Source organism: Rhizobium oryzicola (genome assembly GCF_030504645.1).
Lineage (GTDB): Bacteria > Pseudomonadota > Alphaproteobacteria > Rhizobiales > Rhizobiaceae > Neorhizobium > Neorhizobium oryzicola.
In genome coordinates this window covers 335,574-350,024 of the sequence record NZ_JAUKWQ010000005.1, presented here as the reverse complement: position 1 = coordinate 350,024, position 14,451 = coordinate 335,574, and the positions used below count along the sequence as shown (strand labels likewise).

At 59.8% G+C, this 14,451-nt stretch carries 15 protein-coding genes; 12 read left to right on the top strand and 3 right to left on the bottom strand.

Annotation, left to right across the window (positions count from 1 at the left end):
• Window positions 1–11 precede the first annotated feature (11 nt).
• The 9 genes from Q2T52_RS17660 to Q2T52_RS17620 all read left to right on the top strand — a co-directional run bounded on the left by Q2T52_RS17660 (window position 12) and on the right by Q2T52_RS17620 (window position 7,978).
• Complete coding sequence (locus Q2T52_RS17660) at window positions 12–1,421, top strand: pyruvate dehydrogenase complex E1 component subunit beta (protein ID WP_302078119.1); 1,410 nt, start codon at window positions 12–14, stop codon at window positions 1,419–1,421.
• 15 nt (window positions 1,422–1,436) lie between these two features.
• On the top strand, window positions 1,437–2,774 hold the full coding sequence (locus tag Q2T52_RS17655) for a pyruvate dehydrogenase complex dihydrolipoamide acetyltransferase (RefSeq protein WP_302078118.1): 1,338 nt from the start codon (window positions 1,437–1,439) through the stop codon (window positions 2,772–2,774).
• A 112-nt stretch (window positions 2,775–2,886) separates the two neighbouring features.
• Entirely contained in the window at window positions 2,887–3,246 is a 360-nt protein-coding gene (locus Q2T52_RS17650) for a hypothetical protein (RefSeq protein WP_302078117.1), read from the top strand.
• Window positions 3,243–3,881, top strand: a complete 639-nt coding sequence (locus tag Q2T52_RS17645) for an SGNH/GDSL hydrolase family protein (RefSeq protein ID WP_302078116.1) — start codon at window positions 3,243–3,245, stop codon at window positions 3,879–3,881. The genes Q2T52_RS17650 and Q2T52_RS17645 overlap by 4 nt, the downstream gene beginning before the upstream one ends.
• Before the next feature lie 86 nt (window positions 3,882–3,967).
• The gene (locus Q2T52_RS17640; RefSeq protein WP_302078115.1) at window positions 3,968–4,231 is read left to right on the top strand and encodes an HP1242/YdcH family protein; all 264 of its coding nucleotides are present in this window, start codon (window positions 3,968–3,970) and stop codon (window positions 4,229–4,231) included.
• A gap of 81 nt (window positions 4,232–4,312) precedes the next feature.
• Window positions 4,313–5,758 carry a dihydrolipoyl dehydrogenase gene (gene lpdA, locus Q2T52_RS17635; protein ID WP_302078114.1) on the top strand — a complete coding sequence of 482 codons (1,446 nt, stop codon included), beginning with the start codon at window positions 4,313–4,315 and terminating at the stop codon, window positions 5,756–5,758.
• A gap of 84 nt (window positions 5,759–5,842) precedes the next feature.
• Window positions 5,843–6,091: a GlsB/YeaQ/YmgE family stress response membrane protein gene (locus Q2T52_RS17630; protein WP_302078113.1), complete on the top strand. Its 249-nt coding sequence runs from the start codon at window positions 5,843–5,845 to the stop codon at window positions 6,089–6,091.
• A gap of 30 nt (window positions 6,092–6,121) precedes the next feature.
• Window positions 6,122–7,099: a lipoyl synthase gene (gene lipA / locus Q2T52_RS17625; protein ID WP_302078112.1), complete on the top strand. Its 978-nt coding sequence runs from the start codon at window positions 6,122–6,124 to the stop codon at window positions 7,097–7,099.
• A gap of 429 nt (window positions 7,100–7,528) precedes the next feature.
• A complete protein-coding gene (locus Q2T52_RS17620) occupies window positions 7,529–7,978 on the top strand; it encodes a type II toxin-antitoxin system RatA family toxin (protein WP_302078111.1) in 450 nt (149 codons plus the stop codon).
• 9 nt (window positions 7,979–7,987) lie between these two features.
• On the opposite strand, the gene Q2T52_RS17615 is transcribed toward Q2T52_RS17620, so the two are convergent.
• From Q2T52_RS17615 to Q2T52_RS17605, 3 genes are read right to left on the bottom strand one after another with little or no spacing between them, the layout of a single operon-like run.
• Window positions 7,988–8,827: a hypothetical protein gene (locus tag Q2T52_RS17615; protein ID WP_302078109.1), complete on the bottom strand. Its 840-nt coding sequence runs from the start codon at window positions 8,825–8,827 to the stop codon at window positions 7,988–7,990.
• A 17-nt stretch (window positions 8,828–8,844) separates the two neighbouring features.
• Window positions 8,845–9,336, bottom strand: a complete 492-nt coding sequence (locus Q2T52_RS17610) for a CinA family protein (RefSeq protein ID WP_302078167.1) — start codon at window positions 9,334–9,336, stop codon at window positions 8,845–8,847.
• Window positions 9,336–10,529 (bottom strand): bifunctional 2-C-methyl-D-erythritol 4-phosphate cytidylyltransferase/2-C-methyl-D-erythritol 2,4-cyclodiphosphate synthase, encoded by a 1,194-nt coding sequence (locus Q2T52_RS17605; protein WP_302078107.1) that lies wholly within the window; start codon window positions 10,527–10,529, stop codon window positions 9,336–9,338. The genes Q2T52_RS17610 and Q2T52_RS17605 overlap by 1 nt, the downstream gene beginning before the upstream one ends.
• A gap of 190 nt (window positions 10,530–10,719) precedes the next feature.
• On the opposite strand from Q2T52_RS17605, the gene dusB reads away from it, so the two are divergent.
• From dusB to ntrC, 3 genes are read left to right on the top strand one after another with little or no spacing between them, the layout of a single operon-like run.
• The gene (gene dusB, locus Q2T52_RS17600) at window positions 10,720–11,718 is read left to right on the top strand and encodes a tRNA dihydrouridine synthase DusB (protein ID WP_302078106.1); all 999 of its coding nucleotides are present in this window, start codon (window positions 10,720–10,722) and stop codon (window positions 11,716–11,718) included.
• The gene (locus tag Q2T52_RS17595) at window positions 11,715–12,872 is read left to right on the top strand and encodes a two-component system sensor histidine kinase NtrB (RefSeq protein WP_302078105.1); all 1,158 of its coding nucleotides are present in this window, start codon (window positions 11,715–11,717) and stop codon (window positions 12,870–12,872) included. The genes dusB and Q2T52_RS17595 overlap by 4 nt, the downstream gene beginning before the upstream one ends.
• Complete coding sequence (gene ntrC, locus Q2T52_RS17590; protein WP_302078104.1) at window positions 12,869–14,320, top strand: nitrogen regulation protein NR(I); 1,452 nt, start codon at window positions 12,869–12,871, stop codon at window positions 14,318–14,320. The genes Q2T52_RS17595 and ntrC overlap by 4 nt, the downstream gene beginning before the upstream one ends.
• The last annotated feature ends 131 nt before the right edge of the window (window positions 14,321–14,451 follow it).

The window sequence follows — 14,451 nt, the reverse complement described above, 5'->3', positions numbered from 1 at the left end:
GGAGGGACCCTATGCCTATCAATATCCTGATGCCCGCCCTCTCTCCGACGATGGAAGAAGGTACGCTCTCCAAGTGGCTGAAGAACGAGGGTGACAAGGTCACCTCCGGCGATGTGATCGCCGAAATCGAAACCGACAAGGCGACCATGGAAGTGGAAGCCGTCGATGAAGGCGTGATCGGCAAGCTGCTGATCGCCGCCGGCACCGAAAACGTGAAAGTCAATACGCCGATCGCCGTCCTTCTGCAGGATGGTGAAAGCGCGGATGCCGTTGCGGCTGCGCCGAAGGCAGATGCCGATACTCCGGCTGCGACCTCGGATGCCGCTGGCGGCAAGGCGCGAGAATCGGCTGCCGAGCCGACCGCCACGACCGACAACAAGGTTCCGGCCCAGCCGAAGACCGAAGTGGCTTCCGATCCGGATATTCCGGCTGGCACCGAAATGGTAACGATGACGGTGCGTGAAGCGCTGCGTGACGCCATGGCGGAAGAAATGCGCCGCGACCCAGACGTTTTCGTCATGGGTGAAGAAGTTGCCGAATACCAGGGCGCCTACAAGATCACGCAGGGCCTGCTGCAGGAATTCGGCGCGAGCCGCGTCATCGATACGCCGATCACCGAGCATGGTTTTGCCGGCGTGGGCGTCGGTGCGGCCATGGCCGGTCTGAAGCCGATCGTCGAGTTCATGACCTTCAACTTCGCCATGCAGGCGATTGACCAGATCATCAACTCGGCTGCCAAGACGCTCTATATGTCCGGCGGTCAGATGGGTGCACCGATGGTGTTCCGCGGTCCGAACGGTGCTGCTGCCCGGGTGGCGGCCCAGCACAGCCAGGATTACGGCGCATGGTACAGCCATATTCCGGGCCTCAAGGTCGTGCAGCCCTATACGGCAGCTGACGCCAAGGGTCTCCTGAAGGCAGCGATCCGCGATCCGAACCCGGTGATCTTCCTGGAAAACGAAATCCTCTACGGTCAGTCCTTCGAAGTGCCGAAGCTGGATGATTTCGTTCTGCCGATCGGCAAGGCGCGCATCCACCGTAAGGGTAAGGATGTCACCGTCGTTTCCTGGGGCATCGGCATGACCTATGCGGTCAAGGCTGTTGCCGAACTGGAACAGGCCGGTATCGATGTCGAGCTGATCGATCTGCGCACGCTGCGTCCGATGGACATGCCGACCGTGATCGAATCGGTCAAGAAGACCGGTCGCCTGGTGACGGTGGAAGAAGGCTTCCCGCAGTCCTCCGTTGGTGATTTCATCTCCAACACGGTTCAGCGTGAAGCATTCGATTATCTCGATGCTCCGGTCATCACGATCGCCGGCAAGGATGTTCCGATGCCTTACGCGTCCAACCTGGAAAAGCTCGCGCTGCCGAATGCCGGCGAAGTGGTCCAGGCCGTCAAAGCCGTCTGCTACAAATAAGGGGAGGGCCGAGATATGCCCATCAATATCACGATGCCTGCCCTTTCGCCGACCATGGAAGAGGGCAATCTCGCCAAGTGGCTCGTCAAGGAAGGTGACAAGATCAAGTCCGGCGATGTGATCGCCGAGATCGAAACCGACAAGGCAACCATGGAAGTGGAAGCCGTTGACGAAGGTACGGTTGCGAAGATCGTCGTTCCTGCGGGTTCGGAAGGCGTCAAGGTCAACGCCTTGATCGCCATTCTCGCTGCAGACGGTGAAGACGTGGCTGCTGCTGCCGCTGGCGGTTCTGCTGCACCGGCTCCCGCCGCCGCTGCACCGGCCCCCAAGGCGGAAGCCGCTCCGGCGGCTAGCCCGGCTTCGGCCGCAGCACCTGCTGCTGCTCCGGCGGCCCAGACGGCAAGCCATGGCGGGGACCGCGTATTCTCGTCGCCGCTCGCGCGTAGGGTTGCCAAGGAAGCCGGTATCGACATCTCCAAAGTTTCGGGTTCCGGTCCGAAGGGGCGCGTGGTGAAGTCGGATGTTGAAAAGGCTGTGGCTGGCGGTTCCGCCAAGGCTGCACCTTCTGCCGCTCCGGCTCCTGCCGCTGCACCGGCACCGGCCCTCGCCAAGGGTCCGTCGGACGAGGCCGTGCTCAAGCTGTTCGAGCAGGGTTCCTACGAACTCGTGCCGCATGACGGCATGCGCAAGACGATCGCCAAGCGCCTGCAGGAAAGCAAGCAGACCATTCCGCACTTCTACGTTTCCGTGGATTGCGAACTGGATGCCCTGCTTGCCCTTCGCGCGCAGCTGAACGACGCAGCCCCCCGCAAGGAAGGTGCTGCCGCCTACAAGCTGTCGGTCAACGATATGGTCATCAAGGCGCTTGCCCTTGCTCTGCGCGATGTTCCGGATGCGAACGTGTCCTGGACGGATAGCGCCATGGTCAAGCACAAGCACTCGGATGTCGGCGTTGCCGTCTCCATTCCGGGTGGCTTGATCACGCCGATCATCCGCAAGGCCGAGCTGAAGTCGCTGTCTGCCATCTCCAACGAGATGAAGGACTATGGCAAACGCGCCAAGGAACGCAAGCTGAAGCCGGAAGAGTACCAGGGCGGTACGACTGCCGTCTCCAACATGGGCATGATGGGCGTGAAGAACTTCGCGGCTGTCGTCAACCCGCCGCATGCGACCATCCTGGCCGTGGGTGCTGGTGAAGAGCGCGTTGTCGTGAAAAATGGCGAGATCAAAATCGCCCAGGTCATGACCGTGACGCTTTCGACTGACCACCGCGCCGTCGATGGCGCGCTGGGTGCCGAACTGCTCGGCGCCTTCAAGCGCTACATCGAAAACCCGATGGGCATGCTGGTCTGACGATATGGTGCTGGCGAGGATAATCGCGAGGTATCGGACGACGCAGGCGCTAAAGCAAGCTTGGCAGGTGAAGGTCTCCTGCCAAGCGATGTACGCTAGCTTGGCGTCTTCGTTGATCGCATTTTTCCTTCTGCTGGCGACCATGGTTCCTAATGATCCTCTGGCGGCTAAACCGCCACAGGATATCGTCCTGGTGGTTTGGAATCTTCTTCCGCTGTCTGTCGTTGCCTGTGTGGTGTCATCCAGTGCTTTGCATGCCGGCCTTCAGGCCTTGAACAAAGCGATGTCGGGCCTGGTTATCATCTTTCTGGGAGGCACGGCGGTGATGTATCTGACGCTGGCCGAGCTGTTTCAGAACGATATTGATCGGATGTATGCGTGGGCAATGTTGGTACCGGGTTGCGTGTTGCTCCTGACCCATTGGGCTTTCACAGCGCGTCGGGCTTTACGATTGGAAGGACAGGGTAAATGAAAACCGTTCTGGCCTATGGCGATAGCCTGACCTGGGGATATAACCCGATCAATCTCGGGCGTCACGCCTATGAGGACCGCTGGACCAGCGTGCTGCAGAAGGCGCTGGGTCATGGCGTCAGGGTGATTGCCGAGGGTTTGAACGGTCGCACCACCGCCTATGATGATCATCTGGGCGATTGTGATCGTAATGGCGCCCGGCTGCTGCCGAGTGTTCTGGCCACGCACAAGCCGATCGATCTCGTGATCATCATGCTTGGCACGAATGATCTGAAGCGGGGTATCCAGGGCACGGCGATTGGCGCGACTAGCGGCATCAAGCGTCTGATCAAGCTCGTGCATCACCATGACTGGGGCTTTGATTTCGACGCTCCGGATATCCTGGTCATGTCGCCGCCGCCCATTCGCGAAACGGCCAACGTACATTTCGGTGCCATGTTCAATCATTCGATTGAAGAGGGCGCGATGCTAGCCAGCATGTACCGGGACGCTGCTGACGAAACCGGATGCGGCTTCTTTGATGCGGGCTCGGTGGCCGAAACTACCCCGCTCGATGGCATCCATCTGGATGCGGAAAATACCCGTGCGATTGGCCGAGGCATCGAGCCGATCGTGCGCATGATGCTTGGTCTGTAAGGCCGGGAAAAGTTTGATCAGGGTCAAGCGTGAAGGAGAAGAGCGGGTCTAGCATGATCGTGTAGTCCAAGAACGGAGGATACGGCATGTCGAGCACCCCACACCATCTGGCTGAGGAATTTCCGGACCATCTGGTTCAGATGCGACACCTCAGGGATACGGACGGTCACTTCCATCGCATTGCCCGGGAATATGAAGAGGTCAATCATCGCGTTCACAAGGCGGAAACGAATGTGGAGCCCTGCGATGATTTTCATATGGCCGAACTGCGCAAGCGCCGCATGGTGCTGAAGGATGAAATAAACGGGATGTTGACGCGGGCGGAACCGCTGGCCGACGAAGAGGCCTGAGGCGCCAAAGCTTCCACTCCCGCAAGGACAATCAGAACGGCTGAAAGCCGTATCGAGATCATTGAAGGAGTGGAAGCGCCCATGGCTCAATCCTATGACGTCATCATCATCGGTTCCGGCCCCGGCGGCTATGTCACCGCGATCCGCGCAGCCCAGCTGGGCCTGAAGACGGCCATCGTGGAGCGCGAGCATCTGGGTGGTATCTGCCTGAACTGGGGCTGCATTCCGACGAAGGCGCTGCTGCGTTCGGCGGAAATCCTGGATCACGCCAACCATGCCAAGAGCTTTGGCCTGACGCTGAACGGCACCATGACGGCTGACGTGAAGGACGTCGTTGCGCGTTCGCGCGGCGTCTCCGCCCGTCTGAATGGCGGCGTTGCCTTCCTGATGAAGAAGAACAAGGTCGACGTCATCTGGGGTGAAGCCAAGCTTACCAAGCCGAACGAGATCGTCGTCGGCAAGATGACGAAGCCGGTTGTCGAGCCGCAGAACCCCGTGCCGAAGGGCGTACTGGGCGAGGGCACCTATACGGCCAAGCATATCATCGTGGCGACCGGTGCGCGTCCGCGTGCACTGCCCGGCATCGAGCCGGATGGCAAGCTGATCTGGACCTATTTCGAGGCGATGAAGCCGGATTTCATGCCGAAGTCGCTGGTGGTCATGGGCTCGGGCGCGATTGGCATCGAGTTCGCCTCCTTCTACCGCTCCATGGGCGTCGATGTGACGGTCGTCGAACTGATGCCGAACATCATGCCGGTCGAGGACGTGGAAATCTCCACTTTCGCCCGCAAGCAGCTGGAAAAGCGCGGCCTGAAGATCATCACGGAAGCCAAGGTTTCCAAGGTCGAGAAGGGCGCAAACTCCATCACCGCCCATGTCGAGACCAAGGATGGCAAGGTACAGCAGATTACCGCCGACCGCCTGATCTCCGCTGTCGGCGTGCAGGGCAATATCGAGAATCTCGGCCTGGAAGCGCTGGGTGTGAAGACGGATCGCGGCTGCATCGTCATCGACGGTTACGGCAAGACCAACGTCCCGGGCCTCTATGCGATCGGCGACGTGGCAGGTCCCCCGATGCTGGCGCACAAGGCCGAGCATGAGGGCGTGATCTGCGTCGAGAAGATCGCCGGCGTTCCGGGCGTTCATCCGATGGACAAGGGCAAGATCCCGGGCTGCACCTACTGCAACCCGCAGGTTGCCTCCGTCGGTCTGACGGAAGCGAAGGCGAAGGCGGAAGGCCGCGATATCCGCGTCGGCCGTTACTCCTTCGGCGCCAACGGCAAGGCGATTGCGCTCGGCGAAGACCAGGGCATGATCAAGGTCATCTTCGACAAGAAGACGGGTGAGCTGCTCGGTGCGCATATGGTCGGCGCAGAAGTCACCGAACTCATCCAGGGCTTCGTGGTCGCCATGAACCTGGAGACGACGGAAGAAGAGCTTATGCACACCATCTTCCCACATCCGACGCTGTCGGAAATGATGAAGGAAGCGGTGCTGGACGCCTATGGCAAGGTACTGAACGCGTAAAGTCTCGAGAAGACGGGACAACCGTGGCGACATTGCGCCGCGGTTCTGTTGCGCCCATATGATGTCCGAAACGGAGGACGTGGAATGGCAGGTCTTGGGTTGCTCGGCACCATCATCGTGGGTGGTCTGGCTGGTTGGTTGGCAGGCATGTTGATGGATCTACGCTTCGGCGTGTTCATGAACATCATCATCGGCGTGATCGGTGCGGCGCTCGCAAGCGCCGTTTTCGAGCGTGCCGGCATCTGGGTCGAACCCGGTGTCTGGGGCGGCCTCGTCAGTGGTTTTATTGGCGCGTGCATTTTGCTATTCCTCGCCAAAATCGTAAGACGCTAATCCGCAACAAGCGGTAGAAAGCAGATCGTTATGGTCACAATCCTCGACAGAATGACGCCCCCGGAAGAGGGCAAGCGCGTTCGTCACCCGGAAAAGGCGCATCGCCCCGATACGGAGGTGATGCGCAAGCCGGAATGGATTCGCGTGAAGGCGCCGACCTCCAAGGGCTATCAGGAAACGCGCGAACTGGTGCGCTCCCACAAGCTGGTGACGGTCTGCGAAGAGGCTGGTTGCCCCAATATCGGCGAGTGCTGGGACAAGAAGCACGCGACCTTCATGATCATGGGCGAGATCTGTACCCGCGCCTGTGCCTTTTGCAATGTCGCGACCGGCAAGCCGAACCCGCTCGATATGGACGAGCCGGAAAATGTCGCCAAGGCCGTGAAGCAGATGGGCCTCAGCCACGTTGTCATCACGTCCGTCGACCGCGACGATCTGGAAGACGGCGGCGCCGAACATTTCGAGAAGGTGATCTGGGCGATCCGCGCCGCGTCGCCCTCGACGACCATCGAGATCCTGACGCCGGACTTCCTCAAGAAGCCGGGTGCACTTGAGCGCGTCGTCGCTGCCAAGCCTGATGTCTTCAACCACAATCTCGAAACCGTGCCTGGCAATTACCTGACGGTGCGTCCCGGCGCGCGCTACTTCCACTCTGTGCGCCTGCTGCAGCGCGTGAAGGAGCTGGACCCGACCATGTTCACCAAGTCAGGCATCATGGTGGGTTTGGGTGAAGAGCGTAATGAAGTGCTGCAGTTGATGGACGACCTGCGCAGTGCCGACGTGGATTTTCTGACTATTGGTCAGTATCTGCAGCCTACCCGCAAGCACCACAAGGTCGAGGCTTTCGTCACGCCCGAGGAATTCAAGTCCTACGAGACGGTGGCCTATACCAAGGGTTTCCTGATGGTGTCATCCAGCCCGCTGACAAGGTCGTCGCATCATGCTGGAGATGATTTCGCCCGCCTCAAGGCCGCGCGGGAAAAGAAACTGCTAGCTGCCGCCGAATAGGCCTGGAACGTCAGGACGCGATCGATTGACCGCGTTTCTTTTCGCGCAATTCGAAGCGGTGGCTCCGCGTCTCCGCCTTTGCCATTTCCAAGAGGTAAACCAGCATTGGCAACCGATTCATCTCGGCCAATTGGCGGGCGGACTCAAGTAGTCTTATAAGTTGAGTAAAGTCGTCCATTCTTGCACACTGTGATGTATTGAGGCGTTACTGTGATTGCTTGTGACTATTCTCAGGTCCAAAGGTTAATTTCACATTAGGAATGGGAAACGAAAATTGGTACGGTTAACTGCCGCACAGCGTTTTTGATCGGATTGCACGTAAAGCGAGTGATTTTTCTTGTTTGCGCTCTGGGTGTTTGGCCGACTCAAGCCGTCGAACGAGACGAAGTGTCACTTGCCAACTGCGACGATTCTCACTAGCTCACACCCATGCCCAAGTTCGAAAACCATCGTCCCGTCCGACACTCGCCAGAAGACATGTTTGCCCTTGTTGCTGATGTCGAACGCTATCCCGAATTTCTGCCTCTCTGCGACGCTCTCACAGTCCGCTCGCGCAAGGAGCGGGACGGCAAGACCTTGCTCTTGGCGGATATGACGGTTGGCTACAAGGCGATCCGCGAAACCTTCACCACGCAGGTTTTGCTCAATCCGGCCGAACGGGTGATCGACGTTAAATATATCGAAGGCCCGTTCAAATACCTCGATAATCGCTGGCGCTTCCAACCTGCCGAACAGGGCTGCGTCGTCGATTTCTTTATCGATTACGAGTTCAAGAGCCGCATTCTGGGGGCGGTAATGGGCTCCATGTTCGATCGTGCTTTTCGCATGTTCGCCGAAGCTTTCGAAGCCAGAGCGGATAAGATCTACGCTGGCGTCTGACGCCGCCCGTCAGTGCAGTTCCCGCTTCTCGATGTAGTAACCGTAGAGCGTCGTGAGGATCGACAGACTGAGCATGGTCAGGAACCACTGGGTGGGAATTTCCCAGACCAGGGCGAGAACCTGCGATACCATCGCCAGAAGTTGTGTGACAAAACCAATTATCACACTCAGGATCCAGAGGATCCCTGCCAACCCTAAATATGTCAGATTGTTCCCGCCGGTCTCGGTCATGACAGTGACCAAGGACGTCGGAACTCCCAAAGCCGTACCCGGCAGGATCGTGGCCAGCCGCAATGCAAAGGCGGAAAGGACGATATAGGCGGGGACGACCAGTAGCATCGCATAGGGTGCCGTTGCAGGGGGAAGGCTGCCGACGATCACGCCCACAATGACCATCAGGATAACCGCCGGTATGGCCAGAAGTAATCCGAGCAACAGGCCTTTGCCGAAATAGGCGGCCATGCGGCCTCCGTGAAACCTCGGAATGAGGCCCGGTTGCTCGCTGCGCAAGACGAAGCGATGCCAGGCAACCGCGACCCAAAGGAACATGACGGTGAGCGCAAGGCTCACGAGTAGAATTTTTCCGATGTCTGGGGTTACTTGTCCGCTATCGATATGCCGCGACATCTTGGATTGTGTTCGCAGGAAGAGATTGCCGACCATGAACGCCGCAAACACGGCGGCGCTCCCAAAAGGAATTGCCGAGATGAAAACCGCATCCTTCAGGTTGCCGGTGAGCTGTCGCAGGGCATGTCGGAAGATCTGCCAGGCCTTCATCAAAATTTCTCCAGCGATGAAGTAAATCTTAGTTTGAAAAGTTATTTCAGCAGATTCGGCGGGCGATGCCATCCGCTTATAGAAAGGGGTTATTCCACAGCCGCTATCAGCATTTCAAGCGCTGTGCTGACGGTGGCAAGCCGAACCGCAGTTCGGCCGATATCGCCATAGCGCATTTGCCGATGCAGCAGCTGACCGTCGCGGGCCTTGGCCGCGAGATGCACTAGCCCGACCGGCTTTTCTGCAGAGCCGCCGCCGGGGCCTGCGATCCCGGTGACGGCGACACAGATGCTCGCGCGCGATCTGAAAAGTCCTCCATGCACCATCTGCAGCGCCGTTTCCCGCGAGACGGCGCCGAAGGCGGCAAGCGTGGTTGCCTCCACGCCGACGAGATCCATCTTGGCTTCGTTGCTGTAGGTGACGAAGCCGCGATCCACGACGGCGGATGAGCCTGCGATGTCCGTGAGTGCTCCGGCAATCAGACCGCCCGTACAGGATTCAACGGTGGAAACCATCCACTTTCGCTCTGCCAGCAGCCGCACAAGGCTTTTGGCCTTGTCCTCGATCTCCGCCGGAAACATCACGAGCGTGCTCCATAGACGACGGTGGCTGTTGCAATGGCGGCAATGCCTTCGCGTCGCCCGATGAAGCCGATCTTTTCATTGGTCGTGGCTTTGACCGAGCAGCGGTCCAGCGAGATCCCGAGGATCTCGGACAGGTTCTGGCGCATGGCCAATCGATGCGGCGCAACCTTTGGGGCTTCGGCAATCAGTGAGATATCGGCATTCATGATCGTGCCGCCATGCTGCTGCACCACATCGCGCGCATGGGCGAGAAAGATTCGGGAAGCGGCACCCTTCCATTGCGGATCGGATGGCGGGAAATGGTCACCAATGTCGCCCGCGCCACAGGTGGCCAGAAGCGCATCGGTCAGCGCATGCAGCGCGACATCCGCATCGGAGTGACCGGACAGCTTCTGGTCATGCGGAATGAAGACGCCGCAGAGCGTGACGCCATTGCCAGGCTCCAACTGGTGGACATCATACCCGTTGCCGGTGCGGACATCGGGTAGGGCGTGTGTCCTATTCAGTTTCTCATCAGCCATGGCGATATCTCTCTGCACAGTCAGTTTCACATTGTCCGGCGTTCCGTCCACCAGGGTCACGGGCAGGCCCGCCCATTCGGCGATCGAGGCGTCGTCGGTAAAATCATCTCGCCTCAGCCCCGCTGCCTTGTCATGGGCAGTGCGGATTGCGGACAGCAGGAAGGTTTGCGGTGTCTGCGCCGCGTATAGGCCGGCACGCGGAACTGTCTCGTGAACCAGCCCGTCTGTGGCGGCGCGCTTCAGCGTGTCTGCTACGGGCATGGCGGGCAGAAGGCCTGTATGTCCCGCGTCGAGCTTTGCGGCGATCCTGTCGAGGAGGTCGTGATCAACGAAGGGCCGCGCCGCGTCATGGATCATCACATGCGTCGCGTCCGTTTGCGCAAGCGCCTGCAGACCCGCCAGCACGGATCGTTGCCGTGTATCGCCACCATAGGTGCGCATGACCCGGTCTCGACCTGCGAGGTCGGCAATTGCCGCTTCGAACAGGGCATCGTCATCGGGATGTATCACGACCACGATAGGGGCGCTGCGGGACCATGTGAGGAATCGCTCAAGTGTATGCGCAATGACCGCGCGACCACCGATCGGGCGATACTGCTTCGGCCCCGCCTCAGGGTTTCCCGCACGTTCACCCCGGCCGCCTGCCACGATCACAATGCCGATCTTCATGCTGCTCAATTGCCCAAACCGCTTCGAAATACAGGGAGTAAAGTGATTGACAGGGGCAGCACTATAGACTCAAAAGGCGCTTTTCCAGCACGGCGCCCAGAAATAACGCAGTTTGGGAATTGCTCTTGGCAAACGCACAAACAATGAATAAAAATAGTGCAGAATTCTCGCGTGCCCGAAAGATCATCAATTGAGTCTTCCTGATCTTGCAGTGCCCTTTCGTATTGGGTCTGTCGAAATCCGCAACCGTGTCGTCCTGGCACCGATGTCCGGCGTCACGGATTTGCCGTTTCGCCAGCTTGCCTGGCGTTATGGTGCAGGGCTGGTCGTGACGGAAATGGTGGCCAGTCGCGAGCTGGCCCACAACCGCGGCGAATCGTGGGAACGGCTGAAGGGAACAGGCATTTCTCCGCACATGGTTCAGCTCGCAGGCCGCGAAGCGCATTGGATGGCCGAAGCCGCCCGTATTGCGGAGGCGAATGGCGCCGACATTATCGACATCAACATGGGCTGCCCGGCCAAGAAGGTGATCGGCGGCTATTCTGGCTCGGCGCTGATGCGCGATCCCGACCATGCCCTCTCGCTGATCGACGCGGTTGTTGCGGCCGTGTCCGTGCCGGTCACCGTCAAGATGCGCCTCGGTTGGGACGAGCAGACGCTGAACGCGCCGCACATTGCAGAACGTGCCGAGCAGGCGGGCGCGCAGCTCATCACGATTCATGGCCGCACCCGCATGCAGTTTTACGAAGGCAAGGCGGATTGGGATGCCATTGCGCGGGTTCGCGAGGTGTTGACCATCCCGTTGATCGCCAATGGCGATGTGCAGGATGCGGCAGATGCCGATGAGATCCGTCGCCGTTCTGGCGCCGATGCCGTGATGATAGGACGCGGTGCGCAGGGGCGACCTTGGCATCTGGGCGTCGTTGCCGGTTGCGCCGAGCCGGGTCGCGACGAGAAGGCTGCTGTCGCCTGCGAGCATTATACGATGATGCTGTCCTTCTACGGTCGTGAGGCAGGCCTGCGCCATGCCCGCAAACACCTCGGCTGGTACATCGACCGGGTCGCGCCAGGCGCACCTGCATCGAAGAAGGCCGAACTGATGACAGAAACGAATACGGACATTGTCCTGCGCTCGCTCCGGGAGATCCTCGAAGGTGCGTTCGATGATGGCCGCAAGGAGGCTGCATGAGCACGAAGACGCCAGGTCAGGATAATGCCGGCGGTAACGCGCTTGCCATGGCCGTTTTGAACTCGGTCCAGAATCCCGTCATTCTGGTGGATGAAGGCGGCCGGATTGCTTTCGCCAATTGGGAGGCCGAGGCCTTCTTCGGTGCAAGTGCGACGCATCTGGCCCGCAACAAGATTTCCACCTTCATTCCCTTTGGCAGCCCGCTTCTGGCGCTGATCGATCAGGTGCGGGAGCGCCGGGCGCCCGTCAACGAATATCGCGTTGACCTTTCCTCACCACGCTTGGGGCAGGAAAAGCTCGTCGATCTCTATGTGGCGCCCGTTGTCAGCGAGCCGGGCTCGGTCGTCGTCGTGTTCCAGGAACGCAGCATGGCCGACAAGATTGATCGCCAGCTGACGCACCGCGCCGCCGCCCGTTCGGTGACGGGCCTCGCTTCCATGCTGGCGCATGAGATCAAGAACCCGCTTTCCGGCATTCGGGGTGCTGCGCAGTTGCTGGAAACCTCGGTGGCCGATGAGGACCGGGCGCTCACGCGGCTGATCTGCGACGAGACGGATCGCATTGTCTCGCTGGTGGACCGGATGGAGGTTTTCTCCGACGAGCGACCAGTGGATCGCTTGCCGCTCAATATCCACTCGGTGCTGGATCACGTGAAGGCGGTCGCCAAGGCAGGCTTCGCGCGTGACATCAAGATCCTTGAAAACTACGACCCCTCGCTGCCGCCGGTTTTCGCAAACCGTGACCAGCTGGTGCAGGTGTTTCTGAACCTCATCAAGAATGCCTCGGAAGCGATCGGCGACCAGCCGGATGGCGAGATCATTCTGACGACGGCATACCGACCGGGCATTCGCCTCTCCGTGGCGGGCACGCGGGAGAAGATTTCGCTGCCGCTCGAATTCTGCGTGATCGACAACGGGCCGGGCGTTCCGGCCGACCTGCTGCCACATCTGTTCGATCCATTCATCACGACGAAGACCAACGGCTCCGGCCTTGGCCTCGCGCTCGTCGCCAAGATCATCGGCGGCCATGGCGGGATCGTCGAGTGCGACAGCCAGGCGCGTCGCACGATTTTCCGCGTTTTGATGCCCATGCACAAGGATGAAGGACCTCTGGACGAGATCCGTCCCTTGAACTCGACAGGAAGCTTGAAATGACCGCTACCATCCTTGTCGCCGACGATGACGCGGCTATCCGCACGGTTCTCAATCAGGCGCTGACGCGCGCCGGCTACGATGTTCGCATCACCTCGAATGCTGCCACGCTCTGGCGCTGGATTTCGGCAGGCGAGGGCGATCTTGTGGTCACCGACGTCGTCATGCCGGATGAGAATGCATTCGACCTTCTGCCGCGCATCAAGAAGTCGAGGCCCGAACTGCCGGTTCTTGTCATGAGTGCCCAGAACACCTTCATGACGGCCATCAAGGCCTCTGAAAAAGGCGCTTATGATTACCTGCCCAAGCCCTTCGACCTGACGGAGCTGATTGCCATCATCGGCCGCGCGCTGGCTGAGCCGAAGCGCAAGCCCGCCAAGCTGGATGACGACACGCAGGACGGCATGCCGCTGGTTGGCCGCTCCGCCGCTATGCAGGAAATCTACCGCGTTCTCGCCCGCCTGATGCAGACGGACCTGACGCTGATGATCACGGGCGAGTCCGGCACCGGCAAGGAACTCGTGGCGCGCGCGCTGCATGATTACGGCAAGCGCCGCAACGGGCCTTTCGTTGCCATCAACATGGCCGCCATCCCGCGTGACCTGATCGAATCTGAACTCTTCGGCCATGAGAAGGGCGCCTTTACCGGCGCACAGAACCGCTCTACCGGTCGCTTCGAGCAGGCCGAGGGCGGTACTCTTTTCCTCGACGAAATTGGCGATATGCCGATGGATGCACAGACGCGTCTGCTGCGCGTCTTGCAACAGGGCGAGTACACGACTGTCGGCGGCCGCACGCCGATCCGTACCGATGTGCGCATTGTTGCGGCCACCAATAAAGACCTGAAGCAACTCATCAACCAGGGCCTCTTCCGCGAAGACCTGTATTACCGCCTGAACGTCGTACCGCTGCGGCTACCGCCGCTGCGCGATCGCGCCGAAGATATTCCAGATCTCGTGCGCCACTTCATGCAGATCGGCGAGAAGGAAGGCCTGGATGCCAAGCGTTTCGACAATGAGGCGCTCGACATCATGAAGGGCTATGCCTGGCCGGGCAACGTGCGCGAACTGGAAAACCTCGTTCGCCGCCTGATGGCGCTCTATCCGCAGGACGTCATCACCCGCGAGATCATCGAAGCGGAACTGCGCGCCGATGTGCCGGATAGTCCGATCGACAAGATGGGTGCCCGCACCGGCAGCCTCACCATCGCCCAGGCGGTGGAGGAAAATATGCGCACCTACTTCGCGGGCTTCGGAGACAGCCTGCCGCCGCCCGGCCTTTACGACCGTGTGCTGACGGAAATGGAATACCCGCTGATCCTCGCGGCCTTGACTGCAACTCGGGGCAATCAGATCAAGGCAGCCGACCTGCTGGGGCTCAACCGCAATACTCTCAGGAAAAAAATCCGCGAATTGGGCGTCTCCGTCTACAGAAGTTCAAGAACTGCATAGCGGGCGATGCTTGACAGGCGCCGTACACTCGTTGCATTTTCGCCACAATGCGTTGCTTATTAGCCACGCATGCGCGATCGCGTAGCATGGATTCTTCCGGCTTGGCTGGGCCGTGATCCGGCTGCTGGCAT

Coding starts and splice junctions, on each gene's coding strand:
- Q2T52_RS17645 (WP_302078116.1), top strand. CDS start 3,243: ATGAAAACCGTTCTGGCCTATGGCGATAGCCTGACCTGGGGATATAAC.
- Q2T52_RS17655 (WP_302078118.1), top strand. CDS start 1,437: ATGCCCATCAATATCACGATGCCTGCCCTTTCGCCGACCATGGAAGAG.
- ntrC (WP_302078104.1), top strand. CDS start 12,869: ATGACCGCTACCATCCTTGTCGCCGACGATGACGCGGCTATCCGCACG.
- Q2T52_RS17640 (WP_302078115.1), top strand. CDS start 3,968: ATGTCGAGCACCCCACACCATCTGGCTGAGGAATTTCCGGACCATCTG.
- lpdA (WP_302078114.1), top strand. CDS start 4,313: ATGGCTCAATCCTATGACGTCATCATCATCGGTTCCGGCCCCGGCGGC.
- Q2T52_RS17630 (WP_302078113.1), top strand. CDS start 5,843: ATGGCAGGTCTTGGGTTGCTCGGCACCATCATCGTGGGTGGTCTGGCT.
- Q2T52_RS17605 (WP_302078107.1), bottom strand. CDS start 10,529: ATGAAGATCGGCATTGTGATCGTGGCAGGCGGCCGGGGTGAACGTGCG.
- Q2T52_RS17620 (WP_302078111.1), top strand. CDS start 7,529: ATGCCCAAGTTCGAAAACCATCGTCCCGTCCGACACTCGCCAGAAGAC.
- Q2T52_RS17615 (WP_302078109.1), bottom strand. CDS start 8,827: ATGGCATCGCCCGCCGAATCTGCTGAAATAACTTTTCAAACTAAGATT.
- lipA (WP_302078112.1), top strand. CDS start 6,122: ATGGTCACAATCCTCGACAGAATGACGCCCCCGGAAGAGGGCAAGCGC.
- Q2T52_RS17660 (WP_302078119.1), top strand. CDS start 12: ATGCCTATCAATATCCTGATGCCCGCCCTCTCTCCGACGATGGAAGAA.
- Q2T52_RS17610 (WP_302078167.1), bottom strand. CDS start 9,336: ATGTTTCCGGCGGAGATCGAGGACAAGGCCAAAAGCCTTGTGCGGCTG.
- Q2T52_RS17595 (WP_302078105.1), top strand. CDS start 11,715: ATGAGCACGAAGACGCCAGGTCAGGATAATGCCGGCGGTAACGCGCTT.